12 protein-coding genes and 1 pseudogene are annotated in these 15,636 nt (G+C 70.5%); 5 read left to right on the forward strand and 8 right to left on the reverse strand.

Annotated elements, in window-relative coordinates:
• Positions 1–264 precede the first annotated feature (264 nt).
• A complete protein-coding gene (locus KDK95_RS09655; protein WP_249160803.1) occupies positions 265–1,428 on the forward strand; it encodes an alpha/beta hydrolase family protein in 1,164 nt (387 codons plus the stop codon).
• Here KDK95_RS09655 and KDK95_RS09660 read toward each other — a convergent pair.
• Positions 1,417–2,907: a GntR family transcriptional regulator gene (locus tag KDK95_RS09660; RefSeq protein WP_212517722.1), complete on the reverse strand. Its 1,491-nt coding sequence runs from the start codon at positions 2,905–2,907 to the stop codon at positions 1,417–1,419. The two genes, KDK95_RS09655 and KDK95_RS09660, sit on opposite strands and share 12 nt — an antisense overlap.
• 118 nt (positions 2,908–3,025) lie before the next feature.
• On the opposite strand from KDK95_RS09660, the gene KDK95_RS09665 reads away from it, so the two are divergent.
• The gene (locus tag KDK95_RS09665; protein WP_212517723.1) at positions 3,026–4,714 is read left to right on the forward strand and encodes an APC family permease; all 1,689 of its coding nucleotides are present in this window, start codon (positions 3,026–3,028) and stop codon (positions 4,712–4,714) included.
• A gap of 104 nt (positions 4,715–4,818) precedes the next feature.
• Here KDK95_RS09665 and KDK95_RS09670 read toward each other — a convergent pair whose 3' ends face one another.
• A complete protein-coding gene (locus tag KDK95_RS09670) occupies positions 4,819–5,982 on the reverse strand; it encodes a glycosyltransferase (RefSeq protein ID WP_212517724.1) in 1,164 nt (387 codons plus the stop codon).
• Between the two features lie 202 nt (positions 5,983–6,184).
• On the opposite strand from KDK95_RS09670, the gene KDK95_RS09675 reads away from it, so the two are divergent.
• A complete protein-coding gene (locus KDK95_RS09675) occupies positions 6,185–6,664 on the forward strand; it encodes a cupin domain-containing protein (protein ID WP_212517725.1) in 480 nt (159 codons plus the stop codon).
• Here the strand turns inward: KDK95_RS09675 and KDK95_RS09680 are convergent.
• Both KDK95_RS09680 and KDK95_RS09685 read right to left on the reverse strand, forming a co-directional pair.
• The gene (locus tag KDK95_RS09680; protein WP_212517726.1) at positions 6,655–7,104 is read right to left on the reverse strand and encodes a PNPOx family protein; all 450 of its coding nucleotides are present in this window, start codon (positions 7,102–7,104) and stop codon (positions 6,655–6,657) included. The genes KDK95_RS09675 and KDK95_RS09680 overlap by 10 nt on opposite strands.
• 332 nt (positions 7,105–7,436) lie before the next feature.
• Positions 7,437–8,843 (reverse strand): glucose-6-phosphate dehydrogenase, encoded by a 1,407-nt coding sequence (locus tag KDK95_RS09685; RefSeq protein ID WP_212517727.1) that lies wholly within the window; start codon positions 8,841–8,843, stop codon positions 7,437–7,439.
• A 208-nt stretch (positions 8,844–9,051) separates the two neighbouring features.
• On the opposite strand from KDK95_RS09685, the gene KDK95_RS09690 reads away from it, so the two are divergent.
• On the forward strand, positions 9,052–9,966 hold the full coding sequence (locus KDK95_RS09690; RefSeq protein WP_212517728.1) for a serine hydrolase domain-containing protein: 915 nt from the start codon (positions 9,052–9,054) through the stop codon (positions 9,964–9,966).
• Positions 9,967–10,513: 547 nt separating this feature from the next.
• On the opposite strand, the pseudogene KDK95_RS38180 reads toward KDK95_RS09690, so the two are convergent.
• Positions 10,514–10,606 (reverse strand): annotated as a pseudogene (locus tag KDK95_RS38180) (dihydrofolate reductase family protein); the annotation flags it as partial.
• 174 nt (positions 10,607–10,780) lie between these two features.
• Between KDK95_RS38180 and KDK95_RS09700 the strand changes: the two are divergent.
• Positions 10,781–12,385, forward strand: a complete 1,605-nt coding sequence (locus tag KDK95_RS09700; RefSeq protein ID WP_212517730.1) for an MFS transporter — start codon at positions 10,781–10,783, stop codon at positions 12,383–12,385.
• Between the two features lie 257 nt (positions 12,386–12,642).
• Here KDK95_RS09700 and KDK95_RS09705 read toward each other — a convergent pair whose 3' ends face one another.
• The 3 genes from KDK95_RS09705 to KDK95_RS09715 form a co-directional block, all read right to left on the reverse strand.
• A complete protein-coding gene (locus tag KDK95_RS09705) occupies positions 12,643–13,434 on the reverse strand; it encodes a citryl-CoA lyase (protein ID WP_212517731.1) in 792 nt (263 codons plus the stop codon).
• On the reverse strand, positions 13,431–14,618 hold the full coding sequence (locus KDK95_RS09710; RefSeq protein ID WP_212517732.1) for a CaiB/BaiF CoA transferase family protein: 1,188 nt from the start codon (positions 14,616–14,618) through the stop codon (positions 13,431–13,433). The genes KDK95_RS09705 and KDK95_RS09710 overlap by 4 nt, the downstream gene beginning before the upstream one ends.
• Before the next feature lie 108 nt (positions 14,619–14,726).
• Complete coding sequence (locus KDK95_RS09715; protein WP_212517733.1) at positions 14,727–15,527, reverse strand: IclR family transcriptional regulator domain-containing protein; 801 nt, start codon at positions 15,525–15,527, stop codon at positions 14,727–14,729.
• Between the last annotated feature and the right edge of the window lie 109 nt (positions 15,528–15,636).

The following is a 15,636-nucleotide window of genomic DNA, read 5'->3' on the forward strand; positions in this document are numbered from 1 at the left end:
GCGCCGTCCTGCGGTACCGCTACCGATAGTAGGGATCACCCGGGCCCGGCGGTGATGCGTAAATCCGATACCTACCATCGGGGGAAACAGCAGCCCAGTGGCCGTGTGGCGGGTCGGAAGGCGGGCTGTCGCGGCTTCGGTCGAATGGATGCCATCCGTAACGCGGATATCCGGAACGGGGCTCGGACCTAGGGACGAGGGCGGCTCATGCCATAGCGTCGCAGGGGCCGCCAGCGATCACTCTCCAGGAGCAGCACCGTGTTCATGTACTTCCCCACCAACTACGTGTGGAGCCTCTCCGTCGTCGCGACGCTCAACAACGGCGGCTACATCGACGAGGTCGACCGCGCCTGCAAGCCGGTCCTGCTGGCGTCCCAGAACGGCGACGACGCCGGCACCGAGGAGCTGTACGCGTCGTGGGCCGCCGTCGCGGACCGGCTCGTGCGCAAGGCGCAGGACGACGAGGCTCGCGGCCGGCTCATCGGCGCGGGGGAGACCTACTACCGGGCGTCGCTCTACACCTCGCAGTCCGAGCGGCTCCAGTCGCCGAAGTGGGAGGGGCGCAACGCCGCGTATCAGAAGTCGATCGACCTGCTGCTCAAGCACGTCGAGCTGAGCGGCGTGCCGCTGAGCACCGTGGAGATCCCCTACGAGGGCGCCTCGCTGCCCGGCTACCTCTACCGCGCGCCGGGCAGCGGCCCGCACCCGGTCGTCATCCAGTGGAACGGCCTGGACTCGACCAAGGAGATGATGTACTACTCCGGCTTCCCGCAGATGCTCGCCGAGCGCGGCATCTCCACGCTCATGGTCGACACCCCCGGATCCGGCGAGGCGCTACGGCTGCGCGGCCTGACCGCCCGGCACGACACCGAGGCGTGGGCCGGAGCGATCATCGACCACATCGAGCAGAACGCCGGCGAGCTCGGCGTCGACCCGGAGCGCGTGGGCATCGTCGGCTGGTCCCTCGGCGGCTACTACGCCCCGCGCGCGGCGGCCTTCGAGAAGCGGCTCAAGCTCGCCGTCGCCTGGGGCGCCAACCACAACTGGGCCGAGGTGCAGGAGAAGCGGCGCAACCGCGAGGGCGAGAACCCGGTGCCGCACTACTGGGACCACGTGAAGTGGGTGTGGGGCGCGGCCGACATGGACGAGTTCATCGAGAAGACGAAGGGCATGCACCTCAACGGCGTCGCCGAGCAGATCACCGTTCCCCTGCTGATCACCCACGGCGTCGGCGACCGTCAGATCTCCGTCGACTACGCCCACCAGACCTACGAGCAGGCCGTGAACAGCCCCAAGCGCGAGCTGCGGCTGTTCGAGGACCCCGAGGGCGGCACCGAGCACATCTCCATCGACAACATGCCCTACGCGGCAGGCATCATCGCCGACTGGGTCGCCGAGACCTTCAGCGAGCTGGCGTCAGGGGCCTGACGACCGGACGCTCCAGCCGGTCATCGCGCACAACCGGGCCAGCGCGGCAGATCGGTCCACGGCGACATCTCCCGAATGCGCCGCGAACCGATCGCCCGGTGCCAGCCCGGTCGTGTTCGCGGCGATGAGGCGGCCGTCCGAGTTCAGCAGCACGAGCTGTTCCGGCTCCGCGCACAGGGCCGGCATGATGCGGCGTTCGAGATGGTCGCAGAGTACGTCCATCGCCGCGATGCCGAGGGGCCGTTCGCCGTCCTCGAACATCGGCACGGCGAACGTGAATGTGTACTCATTCGTACACGCGTAGTCGACGTACGGCCCGACCACGTGCTGCCGTCTGGTGCGGATCGGCACGTCGAACCATTCGTCGTTGAGGTAGTCGAAGTAGTCCGGCGCGTCCGGATCGAGGTTGACGCGCAGCGCCTCAGGCGTGCCGTCGCTGCGCCGCCACCACCACTCGAGCCAGTGCGCCGCGTCGTGCAAAACGTCGGGCGCGACGACGATACCGGTGCCGACGGCGAGGTCGCTGAACGACTCCAGCGTCTCGTGGAGGCGGGGCCGGAGCATGCCGAGGTCGGCGAGCGCGTATCGCTCGGACGCCTGCGTGGCCCGCACGTAGGAAGCCTGGAACGCATCGGCGGTCTGGCGCAGGCTGTGGAATACGCGCGCGATGTCGTCGGCGAGCGCGGCCCAAGTCCGTTCGAGGTTCATCGGCGCGCTCTGCCCCTCGGCTCGGTAGAGCTCGATGCGCCGCTGGATCAGCAGTTTCGCCTCGTATGCGATCTCTGTTTCGGCCGACCGGCGGGCCAAGTCCGGGTCCGCCTCGGCGATGGCGTCGACCAGTGCGTGCCGGGCGCGGACCGCCTCGGCGTGCTGCTCGACGTCCATCAGGGACCAGACATAGTCGCCGAGCTCGGCGCGCAGGTTCGCCTCCTGCTGCGCGAGGCGCGGCGATTGGGCGGCGGCGGCGAGTTCGGTGGCGAACTCGCTGTCCGCGCGACGGCGCTCGTCCGGCGTCGTCGCGGTGGCCAGCTTGTCGGCTCGCCTGCGCAGCGCCTCGATCTCCAGAGCGGTCGCGCGCTGCGCCGCCAGCGCCGCCGCGGTGCCCGAACTGGCCTGCCGGAGGTCGGCGACCTCCCGCAACTGCCGGGCCGTCAGCGTCGCCAGTCCCTCGCGTCCCAGGATGCTGCCGGACGAGCGCGCCACGAAGCTTCCGCCCGCGCGCCCGCGGCGGGTGACCACGAGGCCTCGCTCGCGCAAGGTCGCCAGCGCCTCGCGCAGAGTCAGCGTGGAGACGCCGAGCTGCTCGGAGAGCGCGGCCTCGGGGGGAAGCCGTTCCCCGGCCGGGATCAGCCCGAGCCGGATCGCCTCCGCGAGCCGGTCGGCGATCTGATCGGCGCGGCCCGGCTGCCCGCCGCCGAGGGTCTCGATCGCGCGGACCGCCGCGGTGGTCAGTGCGGGGACGCTGGGCGCCGTCGCCATCGCAGCCCTCCCTCTTCGCTCGCCGAGAAGCCTTGACGGCATACATTTAAGGTTACATGATTTACGCGATTCCGCACGTCAGCCAACCCGGTTCCCCCTCAACGATGAGCGAGGCACGATGAACGACACCGCCGGCGCGCCGGCCGAGCACGACGAGGACGCGGCCCATCTCGAGCGCCTCGGGTACAAACAGGAACTCCACCGCGTACTCGGACTCTTCGACAACTTCAGTGTGGCCTTCTCCTACCTCTCGCCGATGGTCGGGGTGTACTCGCTGTTCGTCCTCGGCGTGGGCACCGCCGGACCGCGCTATCTGTGGCTGATGGTCCCGGTCGTCGGATTCATGCTGCTGGTCGCCCTCGTCTTCGGCGAGCTGGCGAGCCACTACCCGATCGCCGGAGCGCTGTACCAGTACGGCAAGTGGAGCGTCGGACCGCGCTACGGCTGGTGGATCGGCTGGATCTACGGCCTGGCACTGCTGGTGACGGTCGCGAGCGTCGACACCGGAGTCGTCAGCTACCTGACGACGCTGCTGAACAACATCTTCAAGACCGATCTCAACGGCAGCTCGCACGGCACGATCCTCGTCGTCACCGTTCTGCTGATCGTCATCCAGACGCTGATGAACACGGTCGGCGCGAAGCTGATGGGCCGGATCTCCCGGATCGGCGTGTTCGTCGAGACCATCGGCACGTTCGGCGTCGCCATCGCGCTCGCCGTCGCCGGCTTCCACCACGGCTTCGGCTTCCTGTTCAGCTCGCAGGGCGCGGAGCACGCGGCGTCGAACCCCCTCGGCGTCGACTTCTCCGGCAACTGGCTCACCGGCGCGGCCCTCGTGGCGATCCTGGCGCACGCCTACATCTTCTACGGGTTCGAATCCGCCGGCGACATCGCCGAGGAGACGAAATCGGCCTCGCGCACCGTGCCGAAGGCGATGAGCTCCGCCCTGCTCTACGGCGGCCTGGCCTCGGCCGTGCTCGTCGTCGGCCTGCTGCTGGCGATGCCCGCCGACGCGAAGGGCTACGCCTCGGCCGCGTCCTTCAGCGGCGGCGTCCCCGCGATCCTCGCGCAGCTCCCGTCCTGGGCGCAGGACTTCTTCCTCGTCGTCGTGTGCGTCGCGTTCTTCTCCTGCGGCACCGCGGTCCAGGGCGCGGGCTCCCGCCTGATGTACTCGTACGCCCGCGACGGCGTGCTCCCCTTCAGCAAGAAGCTGAGCTCCGTCTCGAAGCGCTTCCACACCCCGGTCGTCGCACTCGTCGTCGCCGGCGTGGTCCCGATCCTGTTCACGCTGCTCGTCAACGTGACGCCGTCGAAGAACATGCACGTGCTCTGGTTCGACGTCCCCGCAGGCGTCAACGCGCTGACGCTCCTGGTGTCCTTCGGCGTATCAGGCATCTACCTGTCATTCCTGCTCACCGTCATCGGCTCGATGATCGCCCGCGCCCGCGGCTGGCAGCCCGCCGGCTCGTTCCGCCTGGGCCGCTGGGGCTGGCCGGTCAGCATCGCCTCCGCCGCGTACCTGGCGCTGATGCTGCTGAACATCGTCTGGCCCTCCAGCCTGAGCAGCCCGCGCGGCAGCCTGTTCAACTACGGCTGGCTCACGCTGGTCGTCATGCTGGTACTGCTCCTCATCGGCGGCGTCTACGTCGCCATCGCCCGCCCGCACCTGCGACTCACGACGGCGGCGCCCGTGGCGGCCGCGGCAGCCGCCGAGGCCACGGTCCCCGCGCCCGCAGTCGCCGGCGACGCCGCGGGAGCTGCGGAGGCTGGGGCTGCGGAAACTGAGGCAGCGGAGGCCGCCGAGTAGCTGAACGGTCGAAGAGACCGGCGCCGCGCACACCTCTCCCGTACGCGGCGCCGGTCTTTTCGCATCCGCTACACGAGTCGCGTCCGCTTCATGCGTCGCATCCGTTACACGGCTCGCGTCCGCTGTGCGAGCGCTTCCATCAGCGGGAGTGCCTCGGCAGGCTCCGGCAGCCCATTGATCTCGTCCTGAATCCGCCGCGCGGCGGCCGTGTACGACGTGTCGCTCAGCAGCGAAGTCACGGCCCGAGCCGCATCCTCGGCCCTGAACGCCACCGGATCGAGCTCCACCGCCGTACCGAGCTCGACGCACCGCCGCGTGTTGTGCGGCTGGTCCGCGCCCATCGGCAGCAGCACAGACGGGATGCCGTGCGCCAACGAGCCGATGAGCGTGCCCGACCCGCCGTGCGCGATCACCATGTCCGCCTCGGCCAGCACCTCGTCCTGCGGAATGAACGACTCGATGCGCACGTGCTCCGGTTGCGGCCCGAACGACGCGGGATCAAGCTGCCGACCCACGGTCGTCACCACCCGGACCGGCAGGTCGCGCAGCCCGGCGAGCACTCGCTCGAAGACACTCCGGTGCGTGTCGAACGTCCCCAGCGTGAAGTAGATCAGAGGCCTGCCTCCACCTCCGCCTCCACCTCCAGCGCGCTCGCGTCGCACCACCCGGTCACCCGATCCACACCAGAACGTCCCCTCCGGCAGCGGATACCGCGGATCACGCAAGCTGGGCGGCGCAGGCATGATGACCAGTTCCCCGTTCAGCCGCGCCATCTGCGGGTCGGCCACGAGCCCCCACTCCGTCCGCAACGCCGCGATCGGGTCGCGAACGACGTCCGGCCGGGCCAGCCCGCCGGCCAGCAGCACGATGACGTTCACGCACGGAATCCCGAGCACCTCCGCCGCGATCGCCGACCCGAAGTCGACCTCGTCGCGCACGATCACGTCCGGCTTCCACTCCAGCGCGATCTCCCGCACAGCCGTCGCATGCCGCCGAGCACCCCGCCCGGCGAATCCGTCCCGCATGACCTGCTCCTCGCGCGCCAGGTCGACCGGCTCGAGCTGCGGTTCGGCCTCAGCCGCCACGCCGGCCCGCGGCTTGGGCTCACTCGTCCGAAAGGCCGCGAACCCGGCCCCCCGGATCTCCTCGTACCGCCTCCCGGAACCCGCCACGGCCACGGTGTGCCCGGCCGCCTGAGCAGCTCGGGCGAAGGGGACGAGCGGCCGGAAGTGCCCGCTGCCGCCGATGAACGTGAACAGAATACGCATTTCGCCGAGCCTACCCGCCCAGCCCGTGGCACGCGGCGTGCGCTGCACGGCTGGCGGCGTTCCGGTGCTCGCTGCGCGGCGTGCTGCGTGCCTGCGTGCGGCGTACATGCATGCTGCGTGCCGAGTACCGCGAGCCGACTTGCGCAGTGCGTGCGACACGACTAGCTTCGTGAGAGTAAACTCTCATCACTTAGGGGGACCCATGCCCGCAAACCCCGCGGCCGTACCCGTCGCCATCACCACGGCCGACGGCGGCGAGACGATCGATCTCGGTCCGGCGCGTATCAGGATCCTGGAGGACGGCTCGACGACCGGCCACCGGCTCGGCATGGCCGAGATCACCATCGCCCCGCACACCGACGGCCCGCCGCAGCACCGGCACGCGCGGCACGACGAGGGCTTCTACATCGTCTCCGGCACGGCGGTGTTCACCGTCGGCGAGGACCGGCACCGCGCGACGGCGGGCACGCTGGTGATGGTGCCGCCGGGAGCCCCGCACACGTTCGCCAACCCGGGCGACGAGCCGCTGGTCATGGTCAACACGTTCACGCCCGACCTGTACGTGCAGTACTTCAGAGACCTGCGAAAGATGATGGAGTCGACGGGCGCCCCGCTCAGCCCCGACGCCACGGCGACGGTCATGAGCAGCTACGCCACCGAGACCGCGACGGACTACGCCTGATCGTCTGGTCCCATCGCTGGCGGGGCGACGCGCAGAATGCGGTAGTGCTTCTTGCGAAGGACGGTGAGCACGAGTCGGGCCGCGAAAGGGAAGGCCGCCCGTCCGCGCTCAGCGTCGCAGGGACCGACGCCGGTCACACGAAGGGTCGCGCCGCCGTGGATGAGCGTGCAGCCGCCGGCCGCCTCCACGTTGCGCAGCCAATCCACGTTGGGCCCGTAGGTGAGCTCGGCGACGAAGCCCTCGGGCACGCTCGCGAGGAGAAGCGGCGTCCGGTACTCGCGACCGCTCTTGCGCCCCCGGTGGACGACCACGGAGAACGGCCCGCGTCCTGCGAGCGCGAGGCGGCTGGTGGCGCGGTTCAGCGTGTTGTTGAGCGTGCGCAGGTAGCCCTTGCGCAGTCGTTTGAGCAGGTCCCCGCTACGGCCGGCCGTCCTCGTCACGCTCACCGATCTTACGCCGCGGTTTCCGAGGTCTCCGGCGTGAGCGCGCTCACCGCCCAGCGGGAACCGTCCGCCGCACTTTGTCAGGGGCCGGGTCGGCTGCATGATGGGTTCGGTAGCCGCGGACGTGGGTGCGCCGCGGTGTGAGGTGGGACGCCATGGCCGCCGCCGTCATGGACGTCGTCCGCGGCACCGAGCGGGCGAAGAAGGCGACCGCGGAGAAGTAGAAGCACAGCCGGAAGCGGAGAGGGGAACCGGCGGACGGCCCGGCAACCCGCGTACGAGCGGGCGCCGGGCCGTCCGGTGTGCCTTCTGGCCTTACATCAAGAGCCTCATACTTCGTCCGGCGTCCACGGCTTGTGCCACTTGGCGTGGCCGCGCACCAGCTTGTCGGCCTCGGCGGTCGGACCCCAGCTGCCGCGTTCGTAGGAGTGGACCGGCGGTGCGGCGTCGATCAGGGGCTGCACGATGCGCCAGGACTCCTCGACGCTGTCCTCGCGGGCGAACAGCTGGGCGTCGCCGACGAGGGCGCCGTGCAGGAGGCGCTCGTAGGGCTCGAGGGGCTCGCCGAGCTCCTGGGCGAACGAGGAGTCGAGGGTGAGGGGCACCCAGCCGCCGTCGTTGTCCTTGGCGGTCAGCGCGAGGCGCAGGCCCGGGTTCGGGTCGATGCGCAGCACGATCTGGTTCTGCTCGGCCTGCTGCAGCTTCGGCAGGAACGCGAGGCGCGGGGACCGGCGCAGGTGCAGGCGGACCTCGGTGACGCGCTCGGCCATGGCCTTGCCGGCGCGCAGGAAGATCGGGACGCCGGCCCAGCGCCAGTTGTCGATCTCCAGGCGCAGCGCGGCGTACGTCTCGGTGTCCGAGTCCTTGCGCACGCCCGGCACGTCGAGGTAGCCGGCGTACTGTCCGCGCACATAGTGCTTCGGGTCCGCGGCGCTGACCGACTTGAGCAGCTCGCCGGTCTTGTCGCGCAGGTCGTCCGCGCCGGCGCCGACCGGGGGCTCCATGGTGACGAGCGCGAGCACCTGCAGCAGGTGGTTCTGCACCACGTCGCGCAGTGCGCCGACCGGATCGTAGAACGCGCCGCGGTCCTCGACGCCGAAGTTCTCCGCCATCGTGATCTGTATGGCCGAGACGCTGTGCCGGTCCCAGAGTTCGGCCAGCGCCAGGTTCGCGAAGCGCAGGTACTCGACCTCGATGACGGGGGCCTTGCCGAGGAAGTGGTCGAGGCGCAGCAGCTGCTCCTCGGCGAGCACCGCGCGCAGCCGCGTGTTCAGGTCGCGGGCCGAATCCAGGTCGTGGCCGAACGGCTTCTCCACGGCGACGCGTGCGCCGGTCAGCATGTCGTGCGCGCCGAGCTTCTCGACGATCGGCCCGAACAGCGACGGCGGCATCTGCAGGTAGTGGACGGCGCGGGCGTCGGGGCCGAGCTCCTCGGCGAGCCGGGCGTAGAGCGCGTCGTCCGTCACGTCGCCGGAGATGTAGGACAGCCGCTTGGCGAACCGCTCGAACACTGTCTCGTCGACCTTCTCGCCGGAGTCGGCGATGCTGGTCTTCGCGTGCTCGATCAGTTGCGCGAGAGTCCAGTCCTGGGCCGCGACGCCGATGATCCGGCAGTCGAGCAGCCCGCGCCGCTCCAGGCGGTAAAGGGCGCGCAGAGTCATCTTGCGCGCGAGGTCGCCGGTGATTCCGAAGTCGACCAGGGTGTCGGCCGGCTTGCGGTTGTCGTCGCTCGCCATGTCCTGCCTTCCGGGTAAGTGCCTCTCCGGGCGTTGCACCGGATGATTCCACACCAGCGGCCTCCATGCGCCCAGCGTGACGTGGTTCCGAACGCGCCTCGGGGGCGACCGCCGCGGCGAGGGTGACTCCGGGGTCCGGGGCCATGAGGCCAGGGTGACGCGGCGCACGCGGCCGCGAATGTCAGACCCCGCTATTAGGCTCGCCCCCATGCGAGAACTCGTTGACGCCCTGGTTCGGTCCGCCGCAGGAGAGGGCATGGAACTCTACGGCGTGCACGTCTACCGCCGCGGTGCCGAGCCGGTGGAACACAGACTGCGCTCGGACGACCGAGTCGACGTGCGGTCGGTCTCGAAGACCTTCACGTCCGTAGCGCTCGGCATCGCCGAAGCCGAAGGCCGCCTCGCCCTCGACGACCCGGCCCTCGTGTACTATCCCGAGCTGGCCGGTTCCGCCGCGCCCGGCCTGGACCAGGTCACGCTCCGGCACTTGCTCACGATGACGTCCGGCAGCCCGCACTCCTGGTCCGCCTACGACCCCGTCGTGGTCCCGGACCTGGCCGCCGACTTCTTCGCGACCCCGCTGGCGCACGAGCCCGGCACGTATTTCAGCTACACCGGCATCGGCCCCTACATAGCGGCCCGCGCCCTGCGCGTCGCGACCGGCGCCAACGTCCGCGACTACCTGCTGCCCCGTCTGTTCACCCCGCTGGGCATCCACAACCCCCAGTGGCACACCTGCCCCCTCGGCCACCCGGTGGCGGAAAGCGCCCTCCACCTGACGACGTCCGAACTGGCCCGCTTCGGCCGCCTGCTGCTCGACGAGGGCCGCCACGAAGGCCGACAGCTGATCCCCGCCGAATACTGCGCACGCATCGCGACAGAGACCGTGTCGACCGTGCGGGACCCAGCGTACGAAGGCTTCCGGCTCTCGGACCGTTACGGCCTCGGCGTCTGGTGCACCCCCGGGGACAGAACGTACAAGATGGCAGGCCGCTACGGTCAGCTCTGCATAGTCTGCCCGGACAAGGAAGCGGTGGTGACCGTGACGGCGCACGTGGAAGGGGGCTCCGGGCGAACCTCGATAACGGCCCTCGTAGACGAGGAGATCGTGAGCCGCCTATGAAGGCGGCCGCTCCTCGAAAGCGGCAGCGCCCGTCCGCACTCGGGCGGGCGGACAGGCGGCCAGCTCCGGCGGCCGCCGTGGACGCTCCGGCGGTGCGAGGTGTGACCACGGCGCCTGTGAAAATGCCTGTGACAACGTTGTCATGCCATTCCAGACAGCCCCGGACAGCAGACAGCCCGCAGGTCGCTTCCTGCCGGATCGGTGCGCAACCGCACCGGTCCGGCAGGCACCGTGGACGAGACGGTGGATCTGCGGGCCGGGTGTCTGTCTGGAATTCGCCTACCGCCGGTCACCACGACGGGTCGGCCGGCGGCTAGCGGACAGCCACCTCACGCGTCCTGAAACTACACAAGTCAGGATCACCTCCTTTCGGTGTGCCTCACACGCTATGCACGCCGCGGGAGAGACGCAAGGGATTATTTGATCTGCGCGTAGCTCGTGTACGTGATCCCGCCCCGGAACGACTTCGCCGCGAGCGGCCGCAGCCGCGGCACGACGTACCCGTCGGGGAACAGCCGCCGCCCGCGACCATCAGGTCCGACGGATCCTCGCCGCCCTGGCCCTGCGGATCGAACCAGTCGTCGAGCATCTCGATCGAGCCGTCGACGGTGATGTTCTGCGTGATGGCCAGCGTGCGCATGACAGCTCCTTAGTCTGAGGGCCCCACTGATTTCACGTCGCGCCCGCCCTGGGTCTCGGCCATCCGCATCAGCATTACCTGTTGTGAAGCTGAAGTCGACGAGGTGGGCGCGTGCGACTTATCTTGACCGATTACCCGGTGCCATGAACTGGGGCGCCGCGTGATACTCCCGGAATGACGATGATGTCTCAGCGCTTGTCAACTCGCCACGCCAGGGCGACGATCGCTCTCGCCTGTGTCGGGGTGTTCGTCTCCTACCTGCCCGTCGTCGGGGTCTCGACCGCCCTCCCGGTGATTCAACAGGCGCTCAACGCGTCGACAGCCGGACTGCAGTGGATCACCGACGCGTTCATCCTGCCGACCACCGCGCTCCTGCTCTCCTTCGGTGTGATCGGCGATCTGTTCGGACGCAAGAAGGTCTACCTGGCCGGACTCGGCTTCACGGTGATCGGCTGCCTGATCGCGCTGACCGCGCACAGCGTGCTGCAGGTGTGCATCGGGCAGGCGCTGACCGGCGTCGGCACGGCCGCCCTGCTGCCGTCGACGATCGGCCTGATCGCGCACGTGTGCCCGGACCACCGGGCGCGGGCGAAGGCTATCGCCGCGTGGACGGCGTCGCTGGGGCTCGGGCTGACGCTCGGGCCGCTGATCAACGGGCAGATCCTCGAGCACGTCGGCTGGCGCTGGATCTTCCTGCCGACGCTCGTGCTCGGCGCGGCCATCGCCGTGCTCGGCGCGTTGACGGTGGCCGATTCACGGTCCGACCGTGAGCGGCACCTCGACATGCCCGGCCAGATCCTCGCGGTCGTCGGCATCACCGGCCTGGTGTACGGCGTGATCGAGGGCGGCGGAACGGCCGGCTGGAGCTCCCCGCTGGTCATCGGCGCGTTCGTGCTGGCGGCTGTGGCGCTCGTCGCCTTCGTGTTCGTCGAGCGCGACACGTACCCGATGCTGAATCTGCGCCTCTTCCGCTCGCCGGCGTTCTCCGGCGCCGCCGTCGTCATGGCGGTGCTGCTGTTCGCTCAGGTCGGCCTGGTGTTCGCACTCAGCGAGTACTTCGGCCTGGTACGCGGCGCCTCCGCCTGGGACATCGGCGTGCGGCTGATCGCGCTCAACGGATTCACCGTCGTCCTCGGCCCGCTGGTCGGCCGGATGATGAACCGCCTCAACGCCGGGCTGGTGCTGTTCATCGGCCTGCTCATCGCGGGCGTCGGCGCCCTGCTGGTGAACCTCATCGACGCCGGCACGAGCACGCTCAAGGCCGCGCTCGTCATCGGCGTGCTGGGCATCGGGATCGCGCTCGCGATGGCGCCGATCACCACCATCGCCGTCGACAGCGTCCCGCGCCGCCTCGCGGCGACCGCCGGGTCCGCCAACAGCGCGCTGCGGCAGATCGGCAGCGCGCTCGGCCCGGCGATCTTCGGCGTGATCCTCACGGACCGGACGCTGGCCACGCTTCCCGGCCACCTCGCCGCCACCGGTCTGAGCCAGGCCGACCAGGGGCAGATCAACGGCACGGTGTCGGCCGTCGGCATCCAGGCGGGCGCGTTCCTGCACCTGTCGACGGAGCAGTCCACCGGACAGGCGCTCGCGGCGTACGGCGAGAGCTTCACCGACGCGCTGCACACGTGCGCCTGGGTCGGCGGTATCGGCATCCTCGCCGCCGCGGCCGTCTCGCTCGTGCTGATCGGCGTGCGCAAGCGCAGCGGCGATGGGAACGCGGACGACGGCGTTGCCGGGGCGGACTCGACTCCCGCCGCCCGGGAAGCGGTCCGCTGACGGGGACGATGGAAGAAGGCTGACGGGGACGATGGAGGAAAGAAGTCGCCGGAGGTCGGTGCGTCGCGGCAATCGCCGGTCCGCACCGACCTCCGGCGTTTCGTGCGACCTGCTGCGGCGTTAGGTATCGGCCTCCGCCGTTACGCGCCGACTTCCGCCGTTCCGCTGCCCCCGACCGTTACGCACCGACCTCCGCCGTTCCGCGGCGCCCCCCGACCGTTACGCACCGACCTCCGCCGTTCCGCTGCCCCCGACCGTTACGCGCCGACCTCCGGCGGTACGTAGCGGGCGTTGCGGTCCACGGTCAGGTAGATCGAGTTGGCGACAGGTCGGGTGATCTCCTCGGCGATGTGCCCGATCAGCCCGGCGCAGCGGGCCAGCAGCACCGCGGCCCGTAGCAGTTCCTGGGGCAGGCCGAGGTCCGCGAGGGCGGCGCCGCTGACTCCGGCGCCGTTCAGCGGCAGGGTCTTGCCGAGCACGTCGGGGTGCACGCGGCCGATCGCCTCGAACAGCGCCAGGTGCGGGCCGTAGAGCTGCTCCTCGTGCGCGATCTCGATCAGGCGGGGGGTTCGCGGGTCGCGTTCCTTGTGCACGGGGTGGCCGAGTCCGGGCACGAACTTTCCGGCCGCCTTGCTCCGCGCGACCGCGGCGCGCGCGAGTTCGTCCCACGCCGCGTCGTCCTTCGGCAGGTCGGGGGCATCCGCGAGCACGTCGGCCAAGTAGCGTCCGGTGTCCTCGGTGACGCCGAGGAACCGCGAGCCGCCGCCGAGCAGTCCGGCGGCGAGCGCGCCCTGCACGGCGTCGGGGGCGCTGAGGTACGTCAGGCGCGCGGCGATCGCGGTGGGGGTGAAGCCGTGGTCGGCCAGACCGATCAGCACCGCCTCGAACAGCCGCGCCTCGCCGGGGGTCGGGCGGCGGCGCGTGATCAGCCAGAACGCCAGCTCGCCGAAGCCGACCTCGCCCATCAGATCGCCGGCCACGTCCTGGCCGAGCAGGAAGATGTGCTCGGCGTCCGAGGTGCCGAGCGAGGTGGGGTATTGGAGCGTCACGGCGTGCTTCCTTCGTGTGCGGGGGAGGCGAGCCCGAGCCAGGCGCGGATCTCGTCGCCGTGCTCGCCGAGGGCCGGGGGAGCGAGGTCGTAGCGGGCGGGGGTCTCGGAGAGCCGGATCGGGTTGCGCACGGTCGGCACGTCGCCAGCCCGCACGACCGGCTCCAGGCCGAGCTCCTCGGCGAGTTCCACGCCGCCGCGCACGTCGTTGATCGGGCCGCACGGCACGCCCGCGTCGCTCAGCACCCGGAACCATTCCCGCGCCGACCTGGTCGCGAGCCGTTCGAGCAGCAGCGGGCGCAGCTGCTCGCGGTTGTCGTTGCGCCGGCCGACGGTCGCGAACCGCGCGTCGTCGGCGAGTTCCGGCACGTCGAGCGCGGCGGCGAGTTTCCGGAACTGGCTGTCGTTGCCCGCCGCGACGATGAGCTCGCCGTCGCCGGTGGGCAGGGGCTCGTACGGGAACAGGCTCAGGTGCGCATTGCCCATCCGCCCCGGGACGACCCCGCCCGCGACGTACGCCGAGGTCTGATTCACCAGCGCGGACAGGGCCGTGGACAGCAGGTTCGTCTCGACGTGCTGGCCGAGTCCGGTCGCGTCCCGGTGGTGCAGCGCGGCGAGGATGCCGATCGCCGAGTGCAGGCCGGTCATCACGTCGAAGACGGAGATTCCGGCGCGGTACGGCGGTCCGTCGGGGCCGCCGGTCAGGCTCATCAGCCCGGACATGCCCTGCACCAGCAGGTCGTAGCCGGGCAGCGAGGCGCCGGCCGCCGTGCCGAATCCGCTGATGGAGCAGTAGATGCTGCGCTCGTTCAGGGCTCTGACGGACTCGTAGCCGAGCCCGAACCTGTCCAGCCCGCCGGGCTTGAAGTTGTGGATGAACACGTCGGCGCGCTCCGCGAGCGCGCGGGCCACCTTCAGGTCCTCGGCGTCGCCGAGGTCGAGCACGATCGAGCGCTTGTTGCGGTTGACCGCCAGGTAGTAGGTGCCGGTGTCGCCGCGCCGCGGGGGCACCCAGTGCCGGGTGTCGTCGCCGCTCGGGCCCTCCACCTTGATCACCTCGGCGCCGAGGTCGGCGAGCAGCATCGTGGCGTACGGCCCGGCGAGCACCCGGGAGAAGTCGGCGATCAGGATTCCGGACAGGGGGCCCGGGGCCGGCTCGGCCAGGTCCCGCCGCTCGCTCGTCATGGCGACCTCCGCTCCCGGGGTGGATCACCCCGATCCGCGAGGTGACCGCTGTACGGACATCTGTCCGAAACTCTCGTCGCTCCTCGATCGCTTGTCAAGGAGCGCCGGTCAGCGGCGTTCCGCCTGCGGTCGCGACTGCCACAGCGCCCACTCCGCGGAGACCTCGCCGGCCGCGTGCAGCAGCTTCGGCAGGTATTCGCCGGTCAGCGTGGCGACGCTGGTCTCGGCCGCGTGCACGGTCACGTTCATCGCCGCGCGGACCCGGCCGTCGCCGTCCCGCACCGGCACCGCCACGGAGCGGACGCCCGGCGCGAGCTCCTCGTCGGCCAGCGCCCAGCCGCGCGCCCGGACCGTGCGCAGCTCCTGCTCGATCTCCGCGGGGCCGCGTTCGGCGGTCGGCGCGAGGCCCGACCTGCTCGGCTCCTTCAGAGTCTCCACCAGCTCGTTCGGGTCGAGCGCGGCGAGCAGCACCTTGCCCTGCGAGGTGCGCAGCGCCGGGAACCTCGTGCCGATCTGCACCCGCAGCGCGATGATCTTCGGCACCGAGACGCGGGCCACGTAGACGATGTCCGAGCCGTCGAGCTGGCTCATCGAGCTCGACTCGCCGGTCTGCGCCACCAGTTCCTCGAGGTGCGGCCGCGCGATGTCCCACAGGCCGAGCGAGCCGACGTACGCCATGCCCAGGCGCAGCACCCGCGGCGTGAGCACGTACCCGCCGCCGTCCGCCCGCACGTAGCCGAGCTCCTCCAGCGTGAGCAGCAGCCGGCGCGCGGTCGGCCTGGCCAGATCGGCGGCGGCCGCGATCTCGCTCAGCGTCATCCGCGGCCGCGTCTCGTCGAAGCACGCCAGCACGTCGAGACCGCGGGCCAGCGCCTCGACGAAGTCGGGGCCGGTGCCACGTCGTACCACTGCACACCTCCGAGCGGGGGATCCGTCCGCCCCAAGACTATTGACATTACCGACCGCCTGGCGCAGGGTTCGGGTAGCGCCGCTCTGCGGACAGTTGTCCGATCGTACT

The sequence above is a fragment of the Actinospica acidithermotolerans genome, assembly GCF_018139625.1.
GTDB lineage: Bacteria > Actinomycetota > Actinomycetes > Streptomycetales > Catenulisporaceae > Actinospica > Actinospica acidithermotolerans.